Source organism: Bradyrhizobium sp. UFLA06-24 (genome assembly GCF_054967145.1).
On sequence record NZ_JADFUE010000029.1, the window covers coordinates 25,887 to 43,875 of the forward strand.

Annotated in this window: 19 protein-coding genes and 1 pseudogene; 9 read left to right on the forward strand and 11 right to left on the reverse strand. The window is 63.7% G+C overall.

The window, feature by feature from the left end:
- Positions 1 to 131: 131 nt before the first annotated feature.
- On the reverse strand, positions 132 to 1,052 hold the full coding sequence (locus IF809_RS22635; RefSeq protein WP_462838580.1) for a LysR family transcriptional regulator: 921 nt from the start codon (positions 1,050 to 1,052) through the stop codon (positions 132 to 134).
- Positions 1,053 to 1,174: 122 nt separating this feature from the next.
- Here IF809_RS22635 and IF809_RS22640 point away from each other — a divergent pair, with 122 nt between their 5' ends.
- Positions 1,175 to 1,588: a hypothetical protein gene (locus tag IF809_RS22640; RefSeq protein ID WP_462838581.1), complete on the forward strand. Its 414-nt coding sequence runs from the start codon at positions 1,175 to 1,177 to the stop codon at positions 1,586 to 1,588.
- Positions 1,589 to 1,631: 43 nt separating this feature from the next.
- On the opposite strand, the gene IF809_RS22645 is transcribed toward IF809_RS22640, so the two are convergent.
- On the reverse strand, positions 1,632 to 2,990 hold the full coding sequence (locus IF809_RS22645; RefSeq protein WP_462838582.1) for a hypothetical protein: 1,359 nt from the start codon (positions 2,988 to 2,990) through the stop codon (positions 1,632 to 1,634).
- Positions 2,991 to 3,263: 273 nt separating this feature from the next.
- On the opposite strand from IF809_RS22645, the gene cysE reads away from it, so the two are divergent.
- From cysE to IF809_RS22660, 3 genes are all read left to right on the forward strand, one after another.
- Positions 3,264 to 4,088: a serine O-acetyltransferase gene (gene cysE / locus IF809_RS22650; protein ID WP_164938614.1), complete on the forward strand. Its 825-nt coding sequence runs from the start codon at positions 3,264 to 3,266 to the stop codon at positions 4,086 to 4,088.
- Between the two features lie 125 nt (positions 4,089 to 4,213).
- Positions 4,214 to 4,432: a DUF3126 family protein gene (locus tag IF809_RS22655; RefSeq protein WP_007602550.1), complete on the forward strand. Its 219-nt coding sequence runs from the start codon at positions 4,214 to 4,216 to the stop codon at positions 4,430 to 4,432.
- 96 nt (positions 4,433 to 4,528) lie between these two features.
- Positions 4,529 to 5,758 carry an FAD-binding domain gene (locus tag IF809_RS22660; protein ID WP_462838583.1) on the forward strand — a complete coding sequence of 410 codons (1,230 nt, stop codon included), beginning with the start codon at positions 4,529 to 4,531 and terminating at the stop codon, positions 5,756 to 5,758.
- On the opposite strand, the pseudogene IF809_RS22665 reads toward IF809_RS22660, so the two are convergent.
- Positions 5,755 to 6,021: pseudogene (locus tag IF809_RS22665) on the reverse strand (PaaI family thioesterase); the annotation flags it as partial. The gene IF809_RS22660 and the pseudogene IF809_RS22665 sit on opposite strands and share 4 nt — an antisense overlap.
- A 122-nt stretch (positions 6,022 to 6,143) precedes the next feature.
- The gene (locus IF809_RS22670; RefSeq protein ID WP_462838584.1) at positions 6,144 to 6,863 is read right to left on the reverse strand and encodes a hypothetical protein; all 720 of its coding nucleotides are present in this window, start codon (positions 6,861 to 6,863) and stop codon (positions 6,144 to 6,146) included.
- Positions 6,864 to 7,084: 221 nt separating this feature from the next.
- Between IF809_RS22670 and IF809_RS22675 the strand changes: the two genes are divergently transcribed.
- The 4 genes from IF809_RS22675 (at position 7,085) to IF809_RS22690 (ending at position 10,335) form a co-directional block, all read left to right on the forward strand.
- Positions 7,085 to 7,414 carry a DUF6949 family protein gene (locus IF809_RS22675; RefSeq protein ID WP_128965630.1) on the forward strand — a complete coding sequence of 110 codons (330 nt, stop codon included), beginning with the start codon at positions 7,085 to 7,087 and terminating at the stop codon, positions 7,412 to 7,414.
- Positions 7,415 to 7,491: 77 nt separating this feature from the next.
- Positions 7,492 to 8,022 (forward strand): gamma carbonic anhydrase family protein, encoded by a 531-nt coding sequence (locus IF809_RS22680; RefSeq protein WP_128965631.1) that lies wholly within the window; start codon positions 7,492 to 7,494, stop codon positions 8,020 to 8,022.
- Between the two features lie 405 nt (positions 8,023 to 8,427).
- Positions 8,428 to 9,834 (forward strand): PAS-domain containing protein, encoded by a 1,407-nt coding sequence (locus IF809_RS22685; RefSeq protein ID WP_462838585.1) that lies wholly within the window; start codon positions 8,428 to 8,430, stop codon positions 9,832 to 9,834.
- A 141-nt stretch (positions 9,835 to 9,975) separates the two neighbouring features.
- Positions 9,976 to 10,335: a hypothetical protein gene (locus IF809_RS22690; RefSeq protein WP_462838586.1), complete on the forward strand. Its 360-nt coding sequence runs from the start codon at positions 9,976 to 9,978 to the stop codon at positions 10,333 to 10,335.
- Between the two features lie 215 nt (positions 10,336 to 10,550).
- Here the strand turns inward: IF809_RS22690 and IF809_RS22695 are convergent, their stop codons facing one another.
- From IF809_RS22695 to IF809_RS22720, 6 genes are all read right to left on the reverse strand, one after another.
- Positions 10,551 to 11,045, reverse strand: a complete 495-nt coding sequence (locus IF809_RS22695) for a hypothetical protein (protein WP_128965634.1) — start codon at positions 11,043 to 11,045, stop codon at positions 10,551 to 10,553.
- 237 nt (positions 11,046 to 11,282) lie between these two features.
- Positions 11,283 to 12,014: an aspartate/glutamate racemase family protein gene (locus IF809_RS22700; protein ID WP_462838587.1), complete on the reverse strand. Its 732-nt coding sequence runs from the start codon at positions 12,012 to 12,014 to the stop codon at positions 11,283 to 11,285.
- 22 nt (positions 12,015 to 12,036) lie between these two features.
- Positions 12,037 to 12,915 carry an ABC transporter permease gene (locus IF809_RS22705; RefSeq protein WP_462838588.1) on the reverse strand — a complete coding sequence of 293 codons (879 nt, stop codon included), beginning with the start codon at positions 12,913 to 12,915 and terminating at the stop codon, positions 12,037 to 12,039.
- Positions 12,916 to 12,918: 3 nt separating this feature from the next.
- Positions 12,919 to 13,878, reverse strand: coding sequence for an ABC transporter permease (locus IF809_RS22710; RefSeq protein WP_128969284.1), 960 nt, complete (start codon positions 13,876 to 13,878; stop codon positions 12,919 to 12,921).
- Positions 13,878 to 15,167, reverse strand: coding sequence for an ABC transporter substrate-binding protein (locus IF809_RS22715; protein WP_128965637.1), 1,290 nt, complete (start codon positions 15,165 to 15,167; stop codon positions 13,878 to 13,880). Before IF809_RS22715 ends, IF809_RS22710 begins: the two co-directional genes overlap by 1 nt.
- Positions 15,168 to 15,210: 43 nt before the next feature.
- Positions 15,211 to 16,197: an ABC transporter ATP-binding protein gene (locus tag IF809_RS22720; RefSeq protein WP_453983239.1), complete on the reverse strand. Its 987-nt coding sequence runs from the start codon at positions 16,195 to 16,197 to the stop codon at positions 15,211 to 15,213.
- A 264-nt stretch (positions 16,198 to 16,461) separates the two neighbouring features.
- On the opposite strand from IF809_RS22720, the gene IF809_RS22725 reads away from it, so the two are divergent.
- Positions 16,462 to 17,169: a GntR family transcriptional regulator gene (locus IF809_RS22725; RefSeq protein WP_462838609.1), complete on the forward strand. Its 708-nt coding sequence runs from the start codon at positions 16,462 to 16,464 to the stop codon at positions 17,167 to 17,169.
- A gap of 23 nt (positions 17,170 to 17,192) precedes the next feature.
- Here the strand turns inward: IF809_RS22725 and IF809_RS22730 are convergent, their stop codons facing one another.
- The gene (locus tag IF809_RS22730) at positions 17,193 to 17,951 is read right to left on the reverse strand and encodes a TetR/AcrR family transcriptional regulator (RefSeq protein ID WP_462838589.1); all 759 of its coding nucleotides are present in this window, start codon (positions 17,949 to 17,951) and stop codon (positions 17,193 to 17,195) included.
- Between the last annotated feature and the right edge of the window lie 38 nt (positions 17,952 to 17,989).

A 17,989-nucleotide genomic window follows, 5' to 3' on the forward strand; every position in this document is an offset into this window, starting at 1 on the left:
CTCCCTTCGGGGTGACCGTCCAAATCTGGAGTCCGCCGAGGGTGTTGATGAGAGGTCAGCTCGAAGAGGATAGGAACGTCGGCTAACGCCCGATCGCGCTGGCATCGACGAGATGGATCTCCGTTACTGCTTCACACCGCCTTGTCGCTGAACGCGGCGGCAAGCGTGGTGAGGAACGACATGACGCGTTGTATGCGCAGGGGCGGGCGGCGGTCCGAGGTGCGCAACATCCATAGAGGTTCCCCCAACCTGCGCCAGGGCGCCAGCACTTCGACCAGCCGGCCCGCGCGAAGGTCTTCGTCGACGAGCCAGGCGGGCCCCCAGCCGATCCCAAACCCATTCGCGATCAACGCGAGCGACGCGTGCGCGTCGTCGCAAATGTGCTTGGGCTTGGGCGTGACTCGAATGGGCCTTTTGCCGTGCGGGTCGGCAAAGCGCCAGGTCAGGATCTGACCGCTCGCGGGATTCCGGAAGCCGACGTGGTCGTACGCGGAAAGCTCGTATGGAGTCGCCGGCGCGCCGCGCGCCTTCAGATAGGCAGGCGAGGCGCAAGCGATCCAGGAGAACGTGCAAAGCCGCCGTGCCTGATGACCGGGCACGCGGTCGAGGCGTCCTGAGCGGATCGCGACGTCGACCCCTTCCGCCGCGAGATCGAGAATTTCGTTGCGGAATTTGACCTCGATTTCGATTTCCGGCCGCTCCCGCAGGAATGCGGGCAGTCGCGGCAGGATGCAGGCGCGCGCGAACGAGGCGGGGGCGGTCACGCACACCCGTCCGCCATCATCGCGCCCGACTTCGCCGAGCGCGGATTGGATACGGGCGAGACTCTCGACCAACGCGCGTCCCGCCGCCATCAGCCTGTCGCCCTCTTCGGTCAGCGCCAACGAATGGGTGGAGCGATGCAAAAGCCGCAACCCCCGAGCCTTTTCGAAGCGGGCGACCGCCTTGGACATCGCGGAGGTGGTCGTCCCCGCTCGCCGCGCGGCTTCGGCGAAGGAGCCTGCCTCGACGACGCGGACGAAGGCGAGGAGACGCGAGAGATCGGGAGGCAAAGTCGTTGTGGACATGGAGTCCACATCATCATGGCTATGCGGTCACTACAAGAGCCATTCGCGAACGTCTAAACAGAGAGCGTTAGCGCGCATCATGTGGCGCTCAAAATGCGGGAAGTCCCATGCACCTCATCGAAATCACCCTGCAAGCCCTTGATGCAGCCGAGCGCGCGATTCCTTCCGGTCGGCCGGTCTATATGCTCAATCTGCTGTGCTACCGCGCGCAGGCGCGTTACGAGGACGGATTCGACGCCGCGCCCTGCTCGGGCCGCGAAGCCTTTAATGAGCGCTATAGGCCGGCATTCCGGCGTCTCGCGGCCGGTAAGCCGCTGGTGCGGATGTTTTCCGTGCCGGTCCTGGCCAGCATCGTCGGTTCGCCAGGCGAACGCTGGGACGAAGCGGCGATAAATGAATATGGCGATTTCGCTACCTTCCGCTCGATCGTCGATACCGAGACCTACCGGCGCGAAGTCGCCCCCCATCGGCACGCGGCGCTCGAGGATTTCCGGCTGTTCGCGCTCCCCAAGGCCATGTGAGCGCATTGAGGATCACGAGGCGCGATGACTCTTCATCCCAATCTCACCGCGCTTTGCTGTCGTCCCCAAACCGACGCGCCAGCGCCATCAGCACCACGAAGGTCGCCAGCCACACCATGCGCGCCCCATAGCGGTCGTGCGGTCCTGAGATCACGCCGCAGATGAAGGCGTTGCCGAGCAATGCCAGCGTCACGGTCGCCGCCAGCAGCGTCAGGTCGTCCAGCTTGCGATGGGCGAGCGCATGTCCGAGCAGGGCGACCAGCGCCAGCATCGAGATCAGCGCGACCGGGACGTGCAGCCAGTTGACGTAGTCGAAATTCAGGCCCCAATGTTGCTGGCGCGCCGCGCGCATCGGCGCCACTTGTGCAGGGATGTAGCGCTCGATGATGCCGTAGGTGTGCGGAATCCAGACGCTGGCGCCTTCGCCGGTCGCGACGTGGATCAGTTGCTGGCCCATCGCCCGCAGCGCCGCGCCGGCCTGCCACGCAGGATAATCGGCGAGCGAGTGCTCGACGATGTAGCCCATCTCCTCATCGAGGCCGTCGAAGCGGCCGAGCGTGTTGAACATGCTCTTGCCCCACAAAAATTCGTCGGCGGTCGCGGGCAGCTCGTTGCGATAGGGGCAGAGCTTGAAGTTCTCGCGGGGGCAGTGGTCGTTCAGGAAGCGTGCGACGATGCCGTCCTGCATCATGCGGCCGAAAGCGACGCCGGTGCCGCCGGGTGTCCAGGCCCATTTGCCCGACAGCGCATGGTCGGCCGAGATCAGCATCAGGGCGCCCACGACGATCGTGAGGCTCCCCTGGGCGAGCCCGGCGATCGGAAGGCGGCGCCGCAGCAACGGGCGCATGGTCCAGCCAACGACGCAGAGCCCGAGCAGCACGCCGAGCGTGGCGCTGTGGGTTGCAGCGGAGAAGGCGGTGAAGACGAACAGCGAGATCCTCTCCAGCCCCGAGATACGATTGCCCGCGATCACAAGGAGAAACAGCGACAGCACCGACAATCCTGCAAAGATGTCGGTGAGCAGCATGCTCGCGAGCCAGGGCAGGGCGGTCGACACGATCAGGACCAGGCTGATCGTGACGAAGCGGAAGGTCTGCATCATGGAGAGCACGCGCAGCGTCAGCTGCAGCAGCCACAGCGTTGCCAGCGACTGGACCGCGAGGTTGATCCAGAAGCCGAAGCCTTCGCCATAGTGCAGGTAGATGCCGAAGACGGTGGAGCGGCTGGGGACGAGATAGCCCTCGTACCAGCGCGCCAGATAGCCGCCGGTATCCCATTGCAACAGCGGATAGCCGTTCCAGAACGCCGGCGCGATCATGAGGAGAGGCAGCGCCACTGCCGCCAGCCGCAGCCAAAACGTCGGCGCGGCGCGCGCGCGCAATTGATCGGTGGTGATGCTCAAAACCGCTCCGTCCTCGTGCGGACCATGCCCGCAATAACGGTTGCGATGAAATTCACCAATAGTTTGACCCCGCCCGGCTTGAATTTGGCGAGACTCTGACCATTTTGAGCCGACCTTGCCGTCGGGGGCGCCAGAAGAACCTGTTATGTTTCAAGGCGTTGGGGTGCTTCCTGGGGCAACGCGCTGTTCACTCTCAGGCAAGCCCGTCAGGACTTTGTCGCCTACACTGTGCTATAAAGCCAATAAAACCAGCCCAATCGAAAGAGCAGATTCATGGCAGTGCATCAGGTCAATCCGGGAGGAAAGCTCGCGACGCTCGATCCGATCTGGGACCGGATCCGCGGCGAAGCCGAAGACATCGTCCGCCGCGAGCCGGAGCTTGCGACCTTCATTTATTCGGCGGTGCTGCATCACGGCCGACTGGAAGACTCGGTGGTCCACCGCGTCGCCGAACGGCTCGACCATTCCGCCTTGTCAGGCGATCTCGTGCGCCAAGCCTACATGGACGCGCTGCGCGACGAACCTGATCTCGGGAACGCCTTCCGCGCGGATCTCGTCGCCGTCTATGACCGCGATCCCGCGACCTCGCGATTCATCGATCCCTTGCTCTACTTCAAGGGCTTTCACGCTATCCAGACCCATCGGCTGGCGCATTGGCTCTATCTGAAGGGCCGCAAGGATTTTGCTTTTTACCTGCAGAGCCGCGCCTCCGCGGTGTTCCAGACCGACATCAATCCCGCCGCGCGCATCGGCCGCGGCATCTTCCTCGACCACGCCACCGGCTTCGTCTGCGGTGAGACGGCTGTCATCGAGGACGACGTCTCGATCCTGCACGGCGTCACGCTCGGCGGCACCGGCAAGGAGAACGAGGACCGCCATCCGAAGATTCGTCATGGCGTGCTGATCGGTGCCGGCGCCAAGATCCTCGGCAACATCGAGATCGGTCATTGCGCGCGCATCGCGGCCGGCTCGGTCGTGGTGAAGCCGGTGCCGCACAACGTCACGGTCGCGGGCGTGCCGGCCAAGATCGTCGGCGAGGCCGGCTGCGCCGAGCCGTCGCGCACCATGGACCAGATGATCAACGCGATGGGGCTTTGAGCCCGCGCATTCAAGGGCCGGATTTGCCGGCCCTTGTCGTCCCCAAATTCTTTGGCAATTGATGCTGGCGGTTCGTTGCGTCTCGTCCTAAAACCCGCCGACCAAATTTCGATCGGAGACTTGCCGTGGACGTCAAAGAAGTCAGAAAACTGGATGCGTATCTGAAGCGCGTGTTCGGCAATCCCAAGATCCGCGTCGTGCCGCGGCCGAAGAAGGACGACTCTGCCGAGGTCTATATCGGCGAGGAGTTCATCGGCGTTCTGTTCGTCGACGACGAGGACGATGATCGCTCGTTCCAATTCCAGATGGCGATCCTCGAGGACGATCTGGTCGACCAGGAATAGGTCGGCCGACCGGCCCGCTGACGCGGAACTTCCGACGTCACCATTTTGTGGTTGAGCGGCGGTGCAATCAATCGCCGCAGCTCCCATATCCTCCTCATGAAGACTGTGCTGATCTCCGGGGCGGGGATCGCAGGGCCGACCTTGGCCTATTGGCTCGAGCGCGCCGGCTACGTGCCGACGCTGGTCGAGCGCGCGCCCGCGCTCCGTCGCGGCGGCTATGTCATCGATTTCTGGGGACTGGGCTACGACATCGCCGAACGCATGGGGCTGCTGCCGGCGATTGACCGGGCCGGCTATCACGTGCGCGAACTCCGCATCGTCGATGACGACGGACGGCGCGTTGCCGGTTTCGGCACCCGCGTGTTCGACGAGCTGACGGGCGGGCGTTTCATCACGCTGGCGCGAAGCGATCTGTCGCGCCTGCTTTACGATAGAATGAGCGATTCCGCCGAGGTCGTCTTCGATGACGAGATCGTCGCGCTCGAGGAGCGAGCCGATCACGTCGGGGTTCGCTTGCTGCGTGGTGGAGAGCGCCGCTTCGACCTCGTGGTCGGGGCCGACGGCCTGCATTCGTCGGTGCGGCGTCTTGCTTTCGGCCCGCAATCGGCTTTCGAGCGTCATCTCGGCTACGGCGTCGCCGCGTTCGAGATTCGTGATTACGACCGGCGCGACGAGGATACTTATCTCATGTACACCGAGCGGGGCCGCATGATCGGGCGCTTCGCCCTGCATGGCGGCCGAACGCTGTTCCTTTTCATCTTCGCCGACGACACCGGCCTGGGGCCCGCGACGCTTGCCGATCAGAAGGCAAGGCTGCGCGACGTCTATCGCGGCGCGCGATGGGAGTGGCCACAGATCGCTTCCGCGCTCGATCGCTGTGATGATCTCTATTTCGACCGCGTCAGCCAGATTAAAATGGACATTTGGTCAAAGGGCCGCATCGCTCTGATTGGCGATGCAGCCTTCTGCGTGTCGCTGGTGGCCGGGCAGGGCTCGGCGTTGGCCATGATCTCGGCCTATGTGCTTGCGGGTGAACTCGCCCGTGCCGACGGGCGCTACCGGGATGCTTTTAACGCCTACGAGGCGCGGCTTCGCAGCTATATCGAAGCCAAGCAGCGCGGAGCGGCGCGCTTCGCCGCCGCCTTCGCGCCGAGGACCTCGTATGGTCTGTGGTTTCGAAATCAGGTCATCAGGGCCTGCTCATGGCCGGGCGCGGCGAGACTCATGGTGGGTCGTGACATCACGGACAGGCTGGACCTGCCGGACTATCGCTGCGACCGGCGCGATACGGCGAGTGCTGAGCCGGCGGCGACCTCCAGGTTCTAGCTCTTCGCAAGAATTCGCAGCCGCGCGGTGGCTTCGGGGACCGTAAGGTCCTGCACGTCGACGAGCTCGGCCTGTACGACCATGTCGCGCTCCGTCTGCTCGACCACACGCGCCCGCGCCGTGATCGGTCCGACTACCGCAGGTTTCAGGAAACGCGTGTCGAGGCTCCTGGTGACCACGGTCAGGCCGGGCGAGAGTCTTGCGAGCGGGCAAATCCCCGTCGCCGAGTCCAGCATCGCCGCCAGAAAGCCGCCCTGGATCGTCCCATGCCGGTTAGACGGGTCAAGCTAAAATTCGAAAAAAGCGAAGTCGTGAGAAATGCAGGGATTGCCAGTCGCCTGGCTACTGTGCATGGGGTTGTTTTCGACTTTTGTCGCGGCCGGCCTCAGCTGTGCGGCCCGCGCAGCTGCGCCGTCAGCTTGTCCATGGCGTCCGCGACGTCGCGCCATTGCGACAGCCAGCTGCGCGGAAACCGGAAGGTGAGGTCGGCGGCGCCGACGCGGCGCTCGGACAGGCACATGCCGGGCGTCGATGCATCGCGCGTGCAGCGCGCGGTCAGTGCGGGGGACGTCGCGGAATACAGATCCTCGCTGCCATAGGGCGTGTCGCTGCGGAACGGGCGCATGGTCAATCCGTCGTCCGGCGTGGTGGCGGCCTGGTCGAGATAGCGCGGATAGATCGTCGTAGTTCGCTGCTCCGGCGAGAGCGCATCGTGATGCGCCGCGATCGACAGGAAGATACGATCGATCGGCTGCATGGCCGTGTCGACGGTGTCGGCGGTGACGTGCCTCGGACCGTTCGGTGCTTCCAGCGAGGGATAGAGGAAATCGAGGTCGATGCGCTCCTGCGGTCCGGAGTGCCGCTGGATCTTCATCCGGATCGCCTGAAGCGGCAGGTTGAACAGCGTGCCGCCGACGCTCACGGGCAACTTGTCCGGTGTATCAGTGCCGCCCGTGCTCCAGGTCGGCCACAGCAGATAAGCGACCAGGGCGATCGCGCCCGCCGCGACCACGACGGTGAGCGCAAACGGGACGAGATGGGCCCGGGCGCGCGTCTTTGCGCCTGCGCCGGAGGACCGAGGAGAGGTTGCCGAAAACACCGTCATGACGTCGCGCAAGAGACCGGAAGTCGGCCGGCGGCCGACGAATCACCGGCGAATATGCCATGCGGCGGCGAATTCGCGGAGGGTTCCCGGTGAGGGGGAACGGGACTGGCTCTGCGCGCGGCGGGCGGGATCGTTAACCTTCCCTTAAGGATAATGTAGCGTTAACCGGCACTATTTGTCACAGGAAAGCACCTCGCGTTGCGTTAAGGCGGACTGTTCCGATGACACCCGAAGCTCTCAATACTTTCTTCTCGATCTGCATCGGCTTCGCACTCGCGGGCGCGCTCGCAAACGGATACCAGGCCCTCTCGCAGCGGCCCGCCGGCTTCGGACTGTTGCAGGAGGGCGTCGCTCCCCGGACCTTTGCAGCGGTGCCGTTCCTGGTGTTCGCGGCGCCCTTCATCATCATGCGCAACACGCTGCGGGGCATGCGGCTGGAAAGCCGCCGCTTCGAATTCGTGATGATGGCAACCGTCATCGCCGGCTTCTGGAGCATGATGAGCGGAACCTTCTTCCTGATGACGCTGCGCGCGACCGGCGTCCTGGGCTGACGCTTTCCAGGACTGCGCGGCGGCCCTTTGCCTCCGCGCCCTCGTTTCGCTATGGCTTGAGGCGACAGGAGACCTCCATGGCGATCTACGAGCTCGACGGGCAGGCGCCCGATCTTCCTTCCGACGGCAATTACTTCATCGCGGAGACCGCGACCGTGATCGGCCGCGTGCGCCTGAAGCCGGGCGCCAGCGTCTGGTTCGGCGCGGTGCTGCGCGGCGACAATGAGTGGATCGAGATCGGCGAGGGCGCCAACGTCCAGGACGGCTCGACCTGTCATACCGATCTCGGCTTTCCGCTCGTGATCGGGAAGGACTGCACCGTCGGTCACAACGTGATCCTGCACGGCTGCACGATCGAGGAGGGCGCGCTGATCGGCATGGGCGCGATCGTGATGAACGGCGCCAGGATCGGCCGCAACAGCATCGTCGGCGCCGGCTCCGTCATCACCGAGGGCAAGGAGTTTGCCGAGCGCTCGCTGATCATCGGCTCGCCCGCGCGCGTGATCCGCACGCTCGACGACGCCCAGGTGCAGCGGATGGGCAGCGCGGCGAGGTTCTACGTCGCCAATGGCCCGCGCTTCAAGAAGGGGCTGAAGCGGATCGGCTGAGGCCGCGCTGGCCGCGCGTCGCCCGCGCGGCCACGGTTCCAAACGGTAAAAATACCGGCCGGTAATTTAATCCTCCGCTAGCGCGGTCGTGTCCATCATGGCGCGTTCTCAACCAAGAGGAGCGGCGCCATGGGAGCCAAGGCGCTGGAAGCCGGCTTCGCCACCGGAACCAACTTTTTGAAGAAACTTGTCCGCTTTGTGCGGGGCACCGACACGCTGAGCCGTTGCCGAGAAGGTCTACGGCATCGCGGGCTTCCTCGCGATCGTCACCACGTTCCTGCTCGCGATGTCGATCCAGACGGTCCGATTGCAGGCCACCTATCGTCATATGTACGCGACCTCCGCTGAGGCCGCGATTGGTGTCGGGCGCATCAACGCATTGATCTACGGCATCGTGGCATCTACATGTCCGCCGATCGCGGCGCAATGAAGCAGTTCGCCGACGGGCTGACGCGACGCAGCCGCGAACTCGCGGACACCGTGAAGAGCATGGAGCGCACCGTCGGTGACGACGACGCGGAACGATTCTCCACGTTCCGGCAGCGCATCGCGCAGTTCATCGACTTCCGCCAGGAGCTGGTGCGGCGCGGGCTCGAGATCAGTCCCGCAGCGGCGCGCGAATGGGGCGACAATGATGTCAACAGGACGCTGCGCAACAGGCTCAACAGCGATCTGGAGGCGCTCGAACACATCTATGGACAGCGCGCCCGTCAGGCGGATCAACTCGCCGACGAGAACCGCTACACCGCCGCCTACCTGTTCATGCTCGGACTCGCGGCGCTGTTGCTCGGCGCGCTCAACGTCGTCGTGATGCGAGGGTCGGTGTTGGCCCCTCTCTCCGATATTGCGCAGGCGACAGATCGCATCACGACAGGCGACATCAGGAGCCAGGTGCCGCATCTTGCCCGCTACGACGAGATCGGTCGGCTGGCGCGCGCCGTGCAGAACTTCCGCGACGCCGTCGCGCAGATCTTCGAGCTGGAGCAGCTCGAATTCGATATCACAAAGCAGCGCGATGCCGCCTTGGCTGAACGCGACAAGTTCAACGACAAGTACCAGGCCAAGAAGTGGCAGCTCTCGGCCGCGATCAACAGCATGCCGCAAGGCCTGATCATGCTCGACGGCAAGGCCGATGTGGTCGCGATGAACGCCAACTACCGCAAGATCTACAATCTCCCCGAGACGATTCAGGCCGGATCGACGCTGGAGGAAATCCTCCAGCACCGGGTCAAGAGCGGCTTGTTCGGTGGTGATGTCACGAAGTATGTCGCGGCTGTTCTCGACCGGATCGCCAAGCGAGAGCCTGCTGCCTATGAGATCAATCTCAATGACGGCCGCACCATCAAGATCTACGAACGACCGATGGACGGCGGCGGTTGGGTGTCGGTGCAGGAGGATGTTACCGAACAACGCCAACGCGAGCGCATGCTCGAACGGATGGAGCGCTTCCTCGCCACCATCATTGAGAACGTGACCGAAGGCATCATCGCCAAGGATGCGCGCAACCTGCGCTATATGTTCATCAACAAGGCTGCCGAAAAGCAGATCGGCATGTCCCGCGCCGAAATCGTCGGCAAGACGGCGCGCGAACTGTTTTCCAAGGAGACTGCCGATCTGATCGAGCAGCGGGACAAGCAGCTGCTAGCCCAGCAGCAGCAACTCGAGCCCATCACCGATACGATCAACAACCCCATCCGCGGTCGACGCCAGGTATCGTGGCGGCGCCTCCAGATCGGCGGAGCCGAAGAGGACTCGCATATCTTCGTGACCATGGTCGAGGATCTCGGCAAGGAGATGGGCGCCGCCGCGTAATGGCCGGCTCGGCGCTGCGCAATACGCGCGGTCTACTGACGCTCGCGCGGAAGTGAGCTATCCCGCCTATCGTCTATGCTTGAGCGACGTTAGCTTGGCCTTGTTTGAAGCGTGGAGCGTTTCCACGCGGAGGGTAAGTTGATGTTACGCAAGATGATGATGGCCGCACTGACCGTTGTTGCGGTCGGTCTCGCAGCGCCTCAGACCGCGCAGGCGAGAGGTGGTTTCGGGCATGGCGGTGGCTTCCATGGTGGGGGCTGGGGTCACGGCGGCTGGGGCCACGGCTGGCATGGCGGCGGCTTCTGGCCGGGCGTCGCAATCGGTGCCGGCATCGCAGGCGCCGGCTATTACGGCGCCTATGGCTACGGCTATCCTTACTACGGCGATCCCTATTATTACGGCCTCGGTTACGAGGACTATGGTGCGCAATGCTATCCTGTGCGCCAGCGCGTGATGACTCGATCGGGCTGGCGTGTCCGCCGCGCTCAGGTCTGTGAATAGCGGCTGCGGATAAGGGGTACCCGGCGAGGCATCCAAATACCGGGACGTTAAAAAACAAGGCCGTTGACGCAGTATACCGTCAACGACCTTGCCAGCCCCGGATATTGAAATCGGCTCACGCCATCCGGTATGAGCGAACATCGCGCGGAATCACACGGACGAATGTGATCCATTTCACATCTGGCGAAAATAAAAGTCGGTCGCCCTGGATCCAATCAGCCGCGAGAGCGTTTGCGGGCGCTGACATGGACACGGTGACGCGCCGGTTTCTTCGAAGTAACCGCGGGTGTCTCGGCCTCGGTGGCGCGGGCGGAGGCAAAGGATTGCCGCAATCCGTCGATGGATTCGTTCAGATTGGCGACCTGCTCCGACAGGCGCTTGGTGTCGGCCTGCTGCGAGGCGAGCAGCCGCTTCATGGTCGAAAGCTGGTCCTGCACGACCTGAAGCTGATCGATCGATTCCTGCTGGGTCGCCTCCAACCCCTTGGTCTTCTCGACGAGCTGCTCGGAGGCTTGCGCCGCGCGCGCCTGAAGTTGCCGCGAGGCGACCACCCGGTCGGTCTCCGGCGTGGCGCCGGTATAGGCGCGCCAGATCGCGATCGAGGTGACGCCGGCGATCAGCAGCAGCAGCGCCGCAGCCGTCAGCGCGATCGGCTGGGCACCGAGACGGAAGAGGGGATTGGACGGTGTGTCCTCTGCGAGATCGATCATCGCTGACAAAACCCAAATTGAACTTGGTGAGTGGCGAAGAGCGGCAGCACAAGAACGAACAAGGCGGCCGGGACGTCCCGAAAGCGTTACAGTTCGGCAACAAATGGGACGAAAAGGTGGCCGCCGGGGAGAAAAGCGTAGCTGGAACAAGGCCACGGTTCCCCATCCGCGCCAAAATGGCCTTGAGCAGAGGAGTATTGAGGTAAGCCCAACACCCGCTACGCGCGGATCGCGGGCCTAGGGCTGAAACGGCGCAAACGGACCGGAATAGGATTTCGCTCGCGGCGCAGCGTAGGGGCCCAGCCGGGACGTCGTTAAGCCCAGCCGGACCAGCCCCTCAGCCAGCGTTACCGCAGCCGCGACGCCGTCGATGACGGGCAGACCGTGCTTGTCCGCGAGCTCGGCGGCGAGATCGGCCATGCCGGCGCAGCCGAGCACGATGGCCTCGGCGCGGTCGTCGCGGATGGAGGCCAGAATCTCGGCCGAGATCTTGCCGAGCGCTTCAGTATTGCCTTCCTCGAGCGCGAGCACGGGGACCTCGGCGGCGCGGACGCGGGCGCAGCGGTCGGCAATGCCGTACTTCTTGAGATTATGCTCGATCGGTACGATGGAGACACCGAGCGTCGTCACCACGGCAAAGCGCGCGGCGACCAGGCTCGCCATGTGGAATCCGGCTTCGCCGATGCCGATCACCGGCGCCTTCGCCACGGCACGTGCAGCGTCGAGGCCGGTGTCGTCGAAACAGGCGATGATGTGGGCATTCGCTCCGTCGCGGTCGGCTTCACGAATGCAGCCGAGCATGCCAGGAACGGCGAAGGCCTCGTCGTAAAATCCTTCGATCGAGACCGGTCCCATCGCGGGCTGGCGCGCATCGATCACCGTGTCGGGCCGCGCGATCGCGCGCCCTGCCGCGGCGATCTTCGCCGTCATCGAGGCCGTCGTGTTGGGATTGACGACGTGAAGTCGCATCGTGATCAGACGAGTCCCTTTGTCAGACAAGCCCTTTGCCGGCGTCCGAGCCTTTGGCCGCCTGCCGCTTGTTGAGCATGTGGATGGTGCCGAGCGCAAGCGTGATCACCGCGAAGGACACCGCGGAGATGATGGTGCCGAGCGCATAGATGTCCGGGTTGGTCACCGTCGTGGTGAGGCCCTGGAGATCGAGCGGCAATGTGTTCACCGCGCCGATCGCCTGACTGGAGCGCGCGAGCTCGTCCCAGGACAGCGTGAAGCCGAACAGGCCGATGCCGATCACCGACGGCAGGATGATCGGCAGCACGACGTAGCGGAAGGCCTGCCACGGTGTCGCACCGAGATCGCGCGCGGCTTCTTCGAGGCGCGGGTCGAATCGGTTGAAGATCGCGAACATGATCAGCAGGCCGAACGGCAGCGTCCACGTCAGATGCGCGCCGAGACCGGAGGTCAAAAGGCCCATCGAGGTTTCGAAATTCTCGTTCCAATGCGTCTTGATCAGGTCGTCGATGATGCGGAATTCCAGCGAGATCCCAAGCGAGGTGATGATCGAGGGGACGATCAGGCTGGCGATTGCCGAGTAGAACAGAATGCTCTGCGCTCTGAACTTCCTGCGGAAGGCCATGCCGGCGGCGACCGACAGCACGACGGTGACCGCCATCACGATGACGCCGAGCAGCAGCGAGCGACGGAAGGACGCTCCGAGATCGATGATGCCGGTACCCTGAAACAGCTTGGTTAGCCAGTAGGTCGACACGCCATTCATCGGGAAGGTGAGTCCGCCCTGCGGTCCCTGGAAGGACAGCACGTAGATCGCGATCATCGGGCCGTAGAGAAACAGAACATAGGCCGCGAAGAAGATCGCGATCACATAGAAGCTGCGCGGACGTCCTTCCTTCATCGCCTACAGCTCCTTCTTGATGTCGACGATGCGTGACATCATGGTGATGATCAGGAATGTGATGACGAGCAGGATCACGGCATTGGCGGCTGCGGCCGGGAATTGCAGTGCGTTGACCCGCGTCTCGATGATCTTGCCGGCGGCGGCGATCTGCTGGCCGCCCATCACGCCGATGGTGATGAAGTCGCCCATGACGATGGTGATGACGAAGATCGAGCCGATCACGATGCCGGGTTTTGCCAGCGGAACGACCACGTTGACCAGCGTCTGAAGGCCGGTGGCACCGGCGTCATAGGCCGCCTCGATCAGCGACTTGTCGATGCGGATCATGGAATTGAAGATCGGCACCACCATGAAGAAGGTGAAGAGGTGCACCAGCGCCAGCACCACCGAGAATTCGGAGAACAACAGCCATTCCACCGGCTGGTTGATCAGGCCCGTCTTCATCAAGCCGGAGTTGACGAGGCCATTGCGCCCGAGCAGCGGGATCCAGGCGATCATGCGGATCACGTTGGAGGTCCAGAACGGAATCGTGCAGAGCAGCGACAATCCCATCTGCCAGGTCTTGGACTTGACGTGGAAGGCAAGGAAATAGGCGACCCAGAAGCCGATGAAGAGCGTGATGGCCCAGACCAGGAAGCACAGCTTGAGCGTCTTCAGATAGGTCTTTGCGATGGTGCAGAGATCGGGAAGTTGCGCGATGCAGCCCTCAAACGTATCGGTGTAGCCGCGGCCCGAAAAGGCCGGCAGCAATTGATATTCGTTGTAGTCCCAGAACGAGACGATGACGACAAAGACGAGGGGGATCAGGAAGAAGGCGAGAAACACCAGCATCATCGGCCCGGCCTGAAGCCAGGAGACGAAAGAGGGCGACAGGCGCGCCGCTCTCGCCGGGCGCGCCGTGTCCGATCCCCGGACGAGGTCTGGGGATGCCTGTTGCAGGATGTTGTCGGACGTATCCATCACGCGGCGATGAACTCGTTCCACTTGCGGACCATGTAGTCGTTCTCGTCCATCACAGCATTCCAGCACGCGACTGCGCCCATGCGGTCCTCGTAGGAGCCGCCGTCGCGCACCGCGCCGGCTTTCTCCAGCAGCGAGCCGTCCGGCGCCTTGATGTCCTTCTCGGCCGGCTTGCCTTCCATCCAGTACGCCCACTCGTAAGGCTCCATGTTCGCCTTCGCGGTAGAGAGCACGGCCGAGTAGTAGCCCTGGCGGTTCAGGTAAGCGCCGGCATAGCCTGAGAGGAACCAGTTCACGAACTCGTAGGCCCAGTCGAGCTTCGGACCCGAGACGCCCTTCGAAACGCAGAAGCCGGAGGCCCAGGAGCGATAGCCTTCCTTGAGCGGCTGGAAGGTGCAGGCGATGCCCATCGAGCGCACCTTCGTCACTGCCGGCGACCACATCGACTGGATCACGGTCTCGCCTGAGGCCATCAGGTTGACGCTCTCGTTGAAATCCTTCCAGAAGGCGCGGAACTGGCCGGCCTTCTTCGCCTCCGTCATCACCTTCATGGTGAGATCGATCTCCTCCTTGGTCATGTTGCCCTTGTCGGCATATTTGTACTTGCCGGTGGCTTCCACGACCATCGCGGCGTCCATGATGCCGATCGACGGGATGTTGAGGATCGAGGCCTTGCCCTTGAATTCAGGGTTGAGCAGCTCGGACCAAGAGCTGATCGGGCGCTTGATCAGGTCGGGGCGGATGCCGAGCGTGTCGGCATTGTAGACGGTGGGGATCAGCGTGACGAACTCGGTCGCCGAGGTCGCGAACTTCTTGGAGTCCTTGCCCTCGAGATAGAGCACCTTCCAAGGCGCGGTGCCCTGGCCGCCGATCTTCTTGCCGCCGGGCGTCTCGCCCTTGGTGAACACCGGCGTGATGTTGTCGAATTCCTTGATCTTCTTGGCGTCGAGGGCAAGGATGTTGCCCGACGGCACCAGCTTCTTCAGCGAGAAATATTCGGTATCCAGCACGTCAAAGGAGTTCGGCTGGGTCATAACGCGTTTGGTGACGTCGTCGGTGGTCGCGGTGATGTATTCGATCTTGATGCCGGTGTCCTTCAGGCACTGCTTGGAGATGTCGTCGCCTTCGTTCACGGCGGTGCCGAGATAGCGCAGCACCTTCGGCTCGGCCGACATGACGTACGGGAAGCCGGTGATGGCGCCGGAGCCGGCGGCGAGGCCCGCGAGACCTGCGGTGCCCTTGAGTAGCGTGCGGCGGCTGACGCCTGAAGTCTTGGTCGTCTCGGTCATTCCAGTCACTCCTCTGTGTTGCGCATTTTCTGTGATGACGGCGCTATTGCAGGCGTTGCGCCTTGGCGGGATCCCAGGTCGCCAGCACGCGATCGCCCGGACGGAACGGGTGGACGTCGAAGGTGGCTTCGGGAACGTGCGAGAAGAGGGCGGTGCCGTCCTCGAGCGTGAGCGAGACGGCGATGTAGGAGCCCTGGTACTCGGTCTGGGTCAGCAGCGCCGGCGCGCCGAAGGCGCCGTCAGTGAACGGCACGATGCCGAGCTGATCGGCGCGCACGGCGATGAGGTTGCCGGCGTCGCTGAGGACGTTGTGACCGCCGATGAAGCGCGCCACGAATTCGGTTCGGGGGTGGTGGAAGATGTCGCGCGCCGAGCCCTGCTGCTCGATCCTGCCCTGGTTCATCACCACGATGTGGTCGGCGAGCGCCATAGCCTCTTCCTGGCCGTGGGTAACCTGGATGAAGCTGATGCCGAGCTCGCGCTGCAGCCGCTTGAGCTCGCCCCGCATCTTGACCCGCAGGAACGGATCGAGTGCCGACAGCGGTTCGTCGAGCAGGAGGATCTGCGGCTCGGTGATCAGCGCGCGGGCGAGCGCGACACGCTGCTGCTGGCCGCCGGAGAGTTGTGCCGGAAGCCGAGCGGCGTAGGGGGTCATTGCGACCAGCTCTAGCAGTTCGCCCGCGCGTTTGTGCCGCGTCGGCTTGTCGACGCCGCGCATTTTCAGGGCAAACGCAACATTGTCGAGCACGGAGAGGTGCGGAAACAGCGCGTAGGACTGGAACATCATCGCCGTGCCGCGCTTGGCGGGCTCGAGATCGGTGACGTTCTGCGCGCCGAGGATGATGTCGCCCTCGCTGACCGCCTCGTGGCCGGCGATCATGCGCAAGGTCGAGGTTTTGCCGCAGCCGGACGGGCCGAGCAGGCAGCAATAGGTGCCGGCGGGGATCTTCAGATTGATGGTGTCGACCGCGAGAGTCGTGTCGTAGCGCTTGGTGACGGCGACCAGTTCGAGAGCGGCGGGAGTGGCCATGGCGTGTCCGCGAGAGGGGCGATGCTGCGCCTCTCTCCGCAAGGTCCGTGCCAACGGCGCCAAAATTGTCGAACTCGAAAACTGTGCAGCGGAGTCAGTCCGTTAGTTCGAATCCGGCGCGTTTGTGCGGCGCATGGGGCGCGCGGGACATGCACACGAAATGGGCGAAGATTGTATAAAGTTTCGCCTGTGATTGGATACAACCGGTCGACTACCATCCGAGCTCGAACCTTGATCGAGCCCTCAAACCCGCCCCTCGAACTGATGGCCGCGAAACCCCGCCAAAAATCCGATGCGCCCGACGTGAGCGATCGAGTAATCAGGATCAGGGAGGGCGTGAGCGCGGCGATCCTCGAGCATCGTCTGCTGCCGGGTACCAAGCTCGGCGAGGACGAGATCGGCGAGATCTATGGCGCGAGCCGCACCTTGGTGCGCACCGCGCTGCAGCAGCTTGCGCATGAGGGCATCGTCAACATCGAGAAGAACCGCGGCGCCTTCGTTGCCCGCCCGACGCCGGCGGACGCCCGCGAGGTCTTCGAGGCGCGGCGGCTGATCGAGCCCACCATCGTCGATCATGCAGTCGACGCCGTCTCGCCGGCCTGGATCGAACGCCTGCAGCAACATCTCACGCAAGAGCGCGAGGCCGAGCTGCGCGGCGATGCGCGCGCCTCGGTCCGACTCTCCGGCGAGTTTCACCGGCTCGTCGCCGAGATGAGTGGCCACAGCATCTATCTCGGTTTCCTGAAAGAGCTGATCGCGCGCTCCTCGTTGATCATCCTGCTCTATCGCCGTCATGACACGCCGGCCTGCGGCACCGAACATCACGCCGAGATCGTCACCGCGATCCGCGAGAGGGACAAGCAGACGGCGCGCGCGCAGATGCTGTCGCATCTGAACGAGATCGAGGCCGAGCTTTTCTTGAAGGATCCCGCCGCCGACGAGCTGCGGCTCGCGGACGTGCTGGGCGCATGACGCCGCTCGCGGACCGCTCGATCCTATCGTCTCGCGCGCGCTTTCGCTGAACTGGCGCGCCTCTGTTTTTCGGGCTGTCGCGCAGCGGCCGGATTACGCTCATATGCGGCGAGAAACACGTTGATGCCGCCCTCGATCAGGGCACGATGCTGGGCTTCGCTCGGCGCGCTCATGGACAATGCCCATTTCAGGATTTCCTTGCCCTGGATCAGGCTGAGAAATTGCGTCGCCGCGAGCTTGATGTCTGGAATCTTGACGAGCTGCTGCGCTTGCGCCGCGCGCAGGAAGGCGCCGACCTCGGCGTCGCAGCGCTCCGGTCCTGCTTTCATGAAGACGTCGGCCACGCGCGGATAGCGGGAGGCGCATGACATGATCAACCTGTGCATCGCCAGCCCGCGCTGGTCGAGAAAGCCTTCGAGGAACGTCCTTGCGATCGTGCGCAATCCCTTCCTGAGATCGATCGGCTCGCCGTTATCCTGCCACAGGGTCTTCGGTCCGAATCGGTGGCATTCATCGATCACCAGCGCCAGCAGCAGGTCGTCCTTGTCGTCGAAATGAACGTAGAGCGTCGCCTTCGACACGCCGGCCTGACGTGCGATCGCGTCCATGCTCGTGGTGTCGAAGCCGGATTCGAGAAACAGTTCGCGCGCGGCGTCGAGAATCTGGCGGTGCTTGGCCTTGGCGCGCGTGGGTTCGCCGACGTCGATCCGAGGCGAGGCCCGTTGTGTTTGCGGCTTTTGCGCGGCAGCAGTCATGTTCTGCAATTCTTCACGGCTTGACATTTTCCCGAGCCTAGCAACATACATGACCGCGATAGAAA

What these genes read in the sequence shown, in the direction of transcription:
- IF809_RS22640 (WP_462838581.1), top strand. Translation starts at nt 1,175, where the DNA reads ATGCACCTCATCGAAATCACCCTGCAAGCCCTTGATGCAGCCGAGCGC.
- cysE (WP_164938614.1), top strand. Translation starts at nt 3,264, where the DNA reads ATGGCAGTGCATCAGGTCAATCCGGGAGGAAAGCTCGCGACGCTCGAT.
- IF809_RS22660 (WP_462838583.1), top strand. Translation starts at nt 4,529, where the DNA reads ATGAAGACTGTGCTGATCTCCGGGGCGGGGATCGCAGGGCCGACCTTG.
- IF809_RS22670 (WP_462838584.1), bottom strand. Translation starts at nt 6,863, where the DNA reads ATGACGGTGTTTTCGGCAACCTCTCCTCGGTCCTCCGGCGCAGGCGCA.
- IF809_RS22675 (WP_128965630.1), top strand. Translation starts at nt 7,085, where the DNA reads ATGACACCCGAAGCTCTCAATACTTTCTTCTCGATCTGCATCGGCTTC.
- IF809_RS22680 (WP_128965631.1), top strand. Translation starts at nt 7,492, where the DNA reads ATGGCGATCTACGAGCTCGACGGGCAGGCGCCCGATCTTCCTTCCGAC.
- IF809_RS22685 (WP_462838585.1), top strand. Translation starts at nt 8,428, where the DNA reads ATGTCCGCCGATCGCGGCGCAATGAAGCAGTTCGCCGACGGGCTGACG.
- IF809_RS22690 (WP_462838586.1), top strand. Translation starts at nt 9,976, where the DNA reads ATGTTACGCAAGATGATGATGGCCGCACTGACCGTTGTTGCGGTCGGT.
- IF809_RS22695 (WP_128965634.1), bottom strand. Translation starts at nt 11,045, where the DNA reads ATGATCGATCTCGCAGAGGACACACCGTCCAATCCCCTCTTCCGTCTC.
- IF809_RS22700 (WP_462838587.1), bottom strand. Translation starts at nt 12,014, where the DNA reads ATGCGACTTCACGTCGTCAATCCCAACACGACGGCCTCGATGACGGCG.
- IF809_RS22705 (WP_462838588.1), bottom strand. Translation starts at nt 12,915, where the DNA reads ATGAAGGAAGGACGTCCGCGCAGCTTCTATGTGATCGCGATCTTCTTC.
- IF809_RS22710 (WP_128969284.1), bottom strand. Translation starts at nt 13,878, where the DNA reads ATGGATACGTCCGACAACATCCTGCAACAGGCATCCCCAGACCTCGTC.
- IF809_RS22715 (WP_128965637.1), bottom strand. Translation starts at nt 15,167, where the DNA reads ATGACCGAGACGACCAAGACTTCAGGCGTCAGCCGCCGCACGCTACTC.
- IF809_RS22720 (WP_453983239.1), bottom strand. Translation starts at nt 16,197, where the DNA reads ATGGCCACTCCCGCCGCTCTCGAACTGGTCGCCGTCACCAAGCGCTAC.
- IF809_RS22725 (WP_462838609.1), top strand. Translation starts at nt 16,462, where the DNA reads ATGGCCGCGAAACCCCGCCAAAAATCCGATGCGCCCGACGTGAGCGAT.
- IF809_RS22730 (WP_462838589.1), bottom strand. Translation starts at nt 17,951, where the DNA reads ATGTCAAGCCGTGAAGAATTGCAGAACATGACTGCTGCCGCGCAAAAG.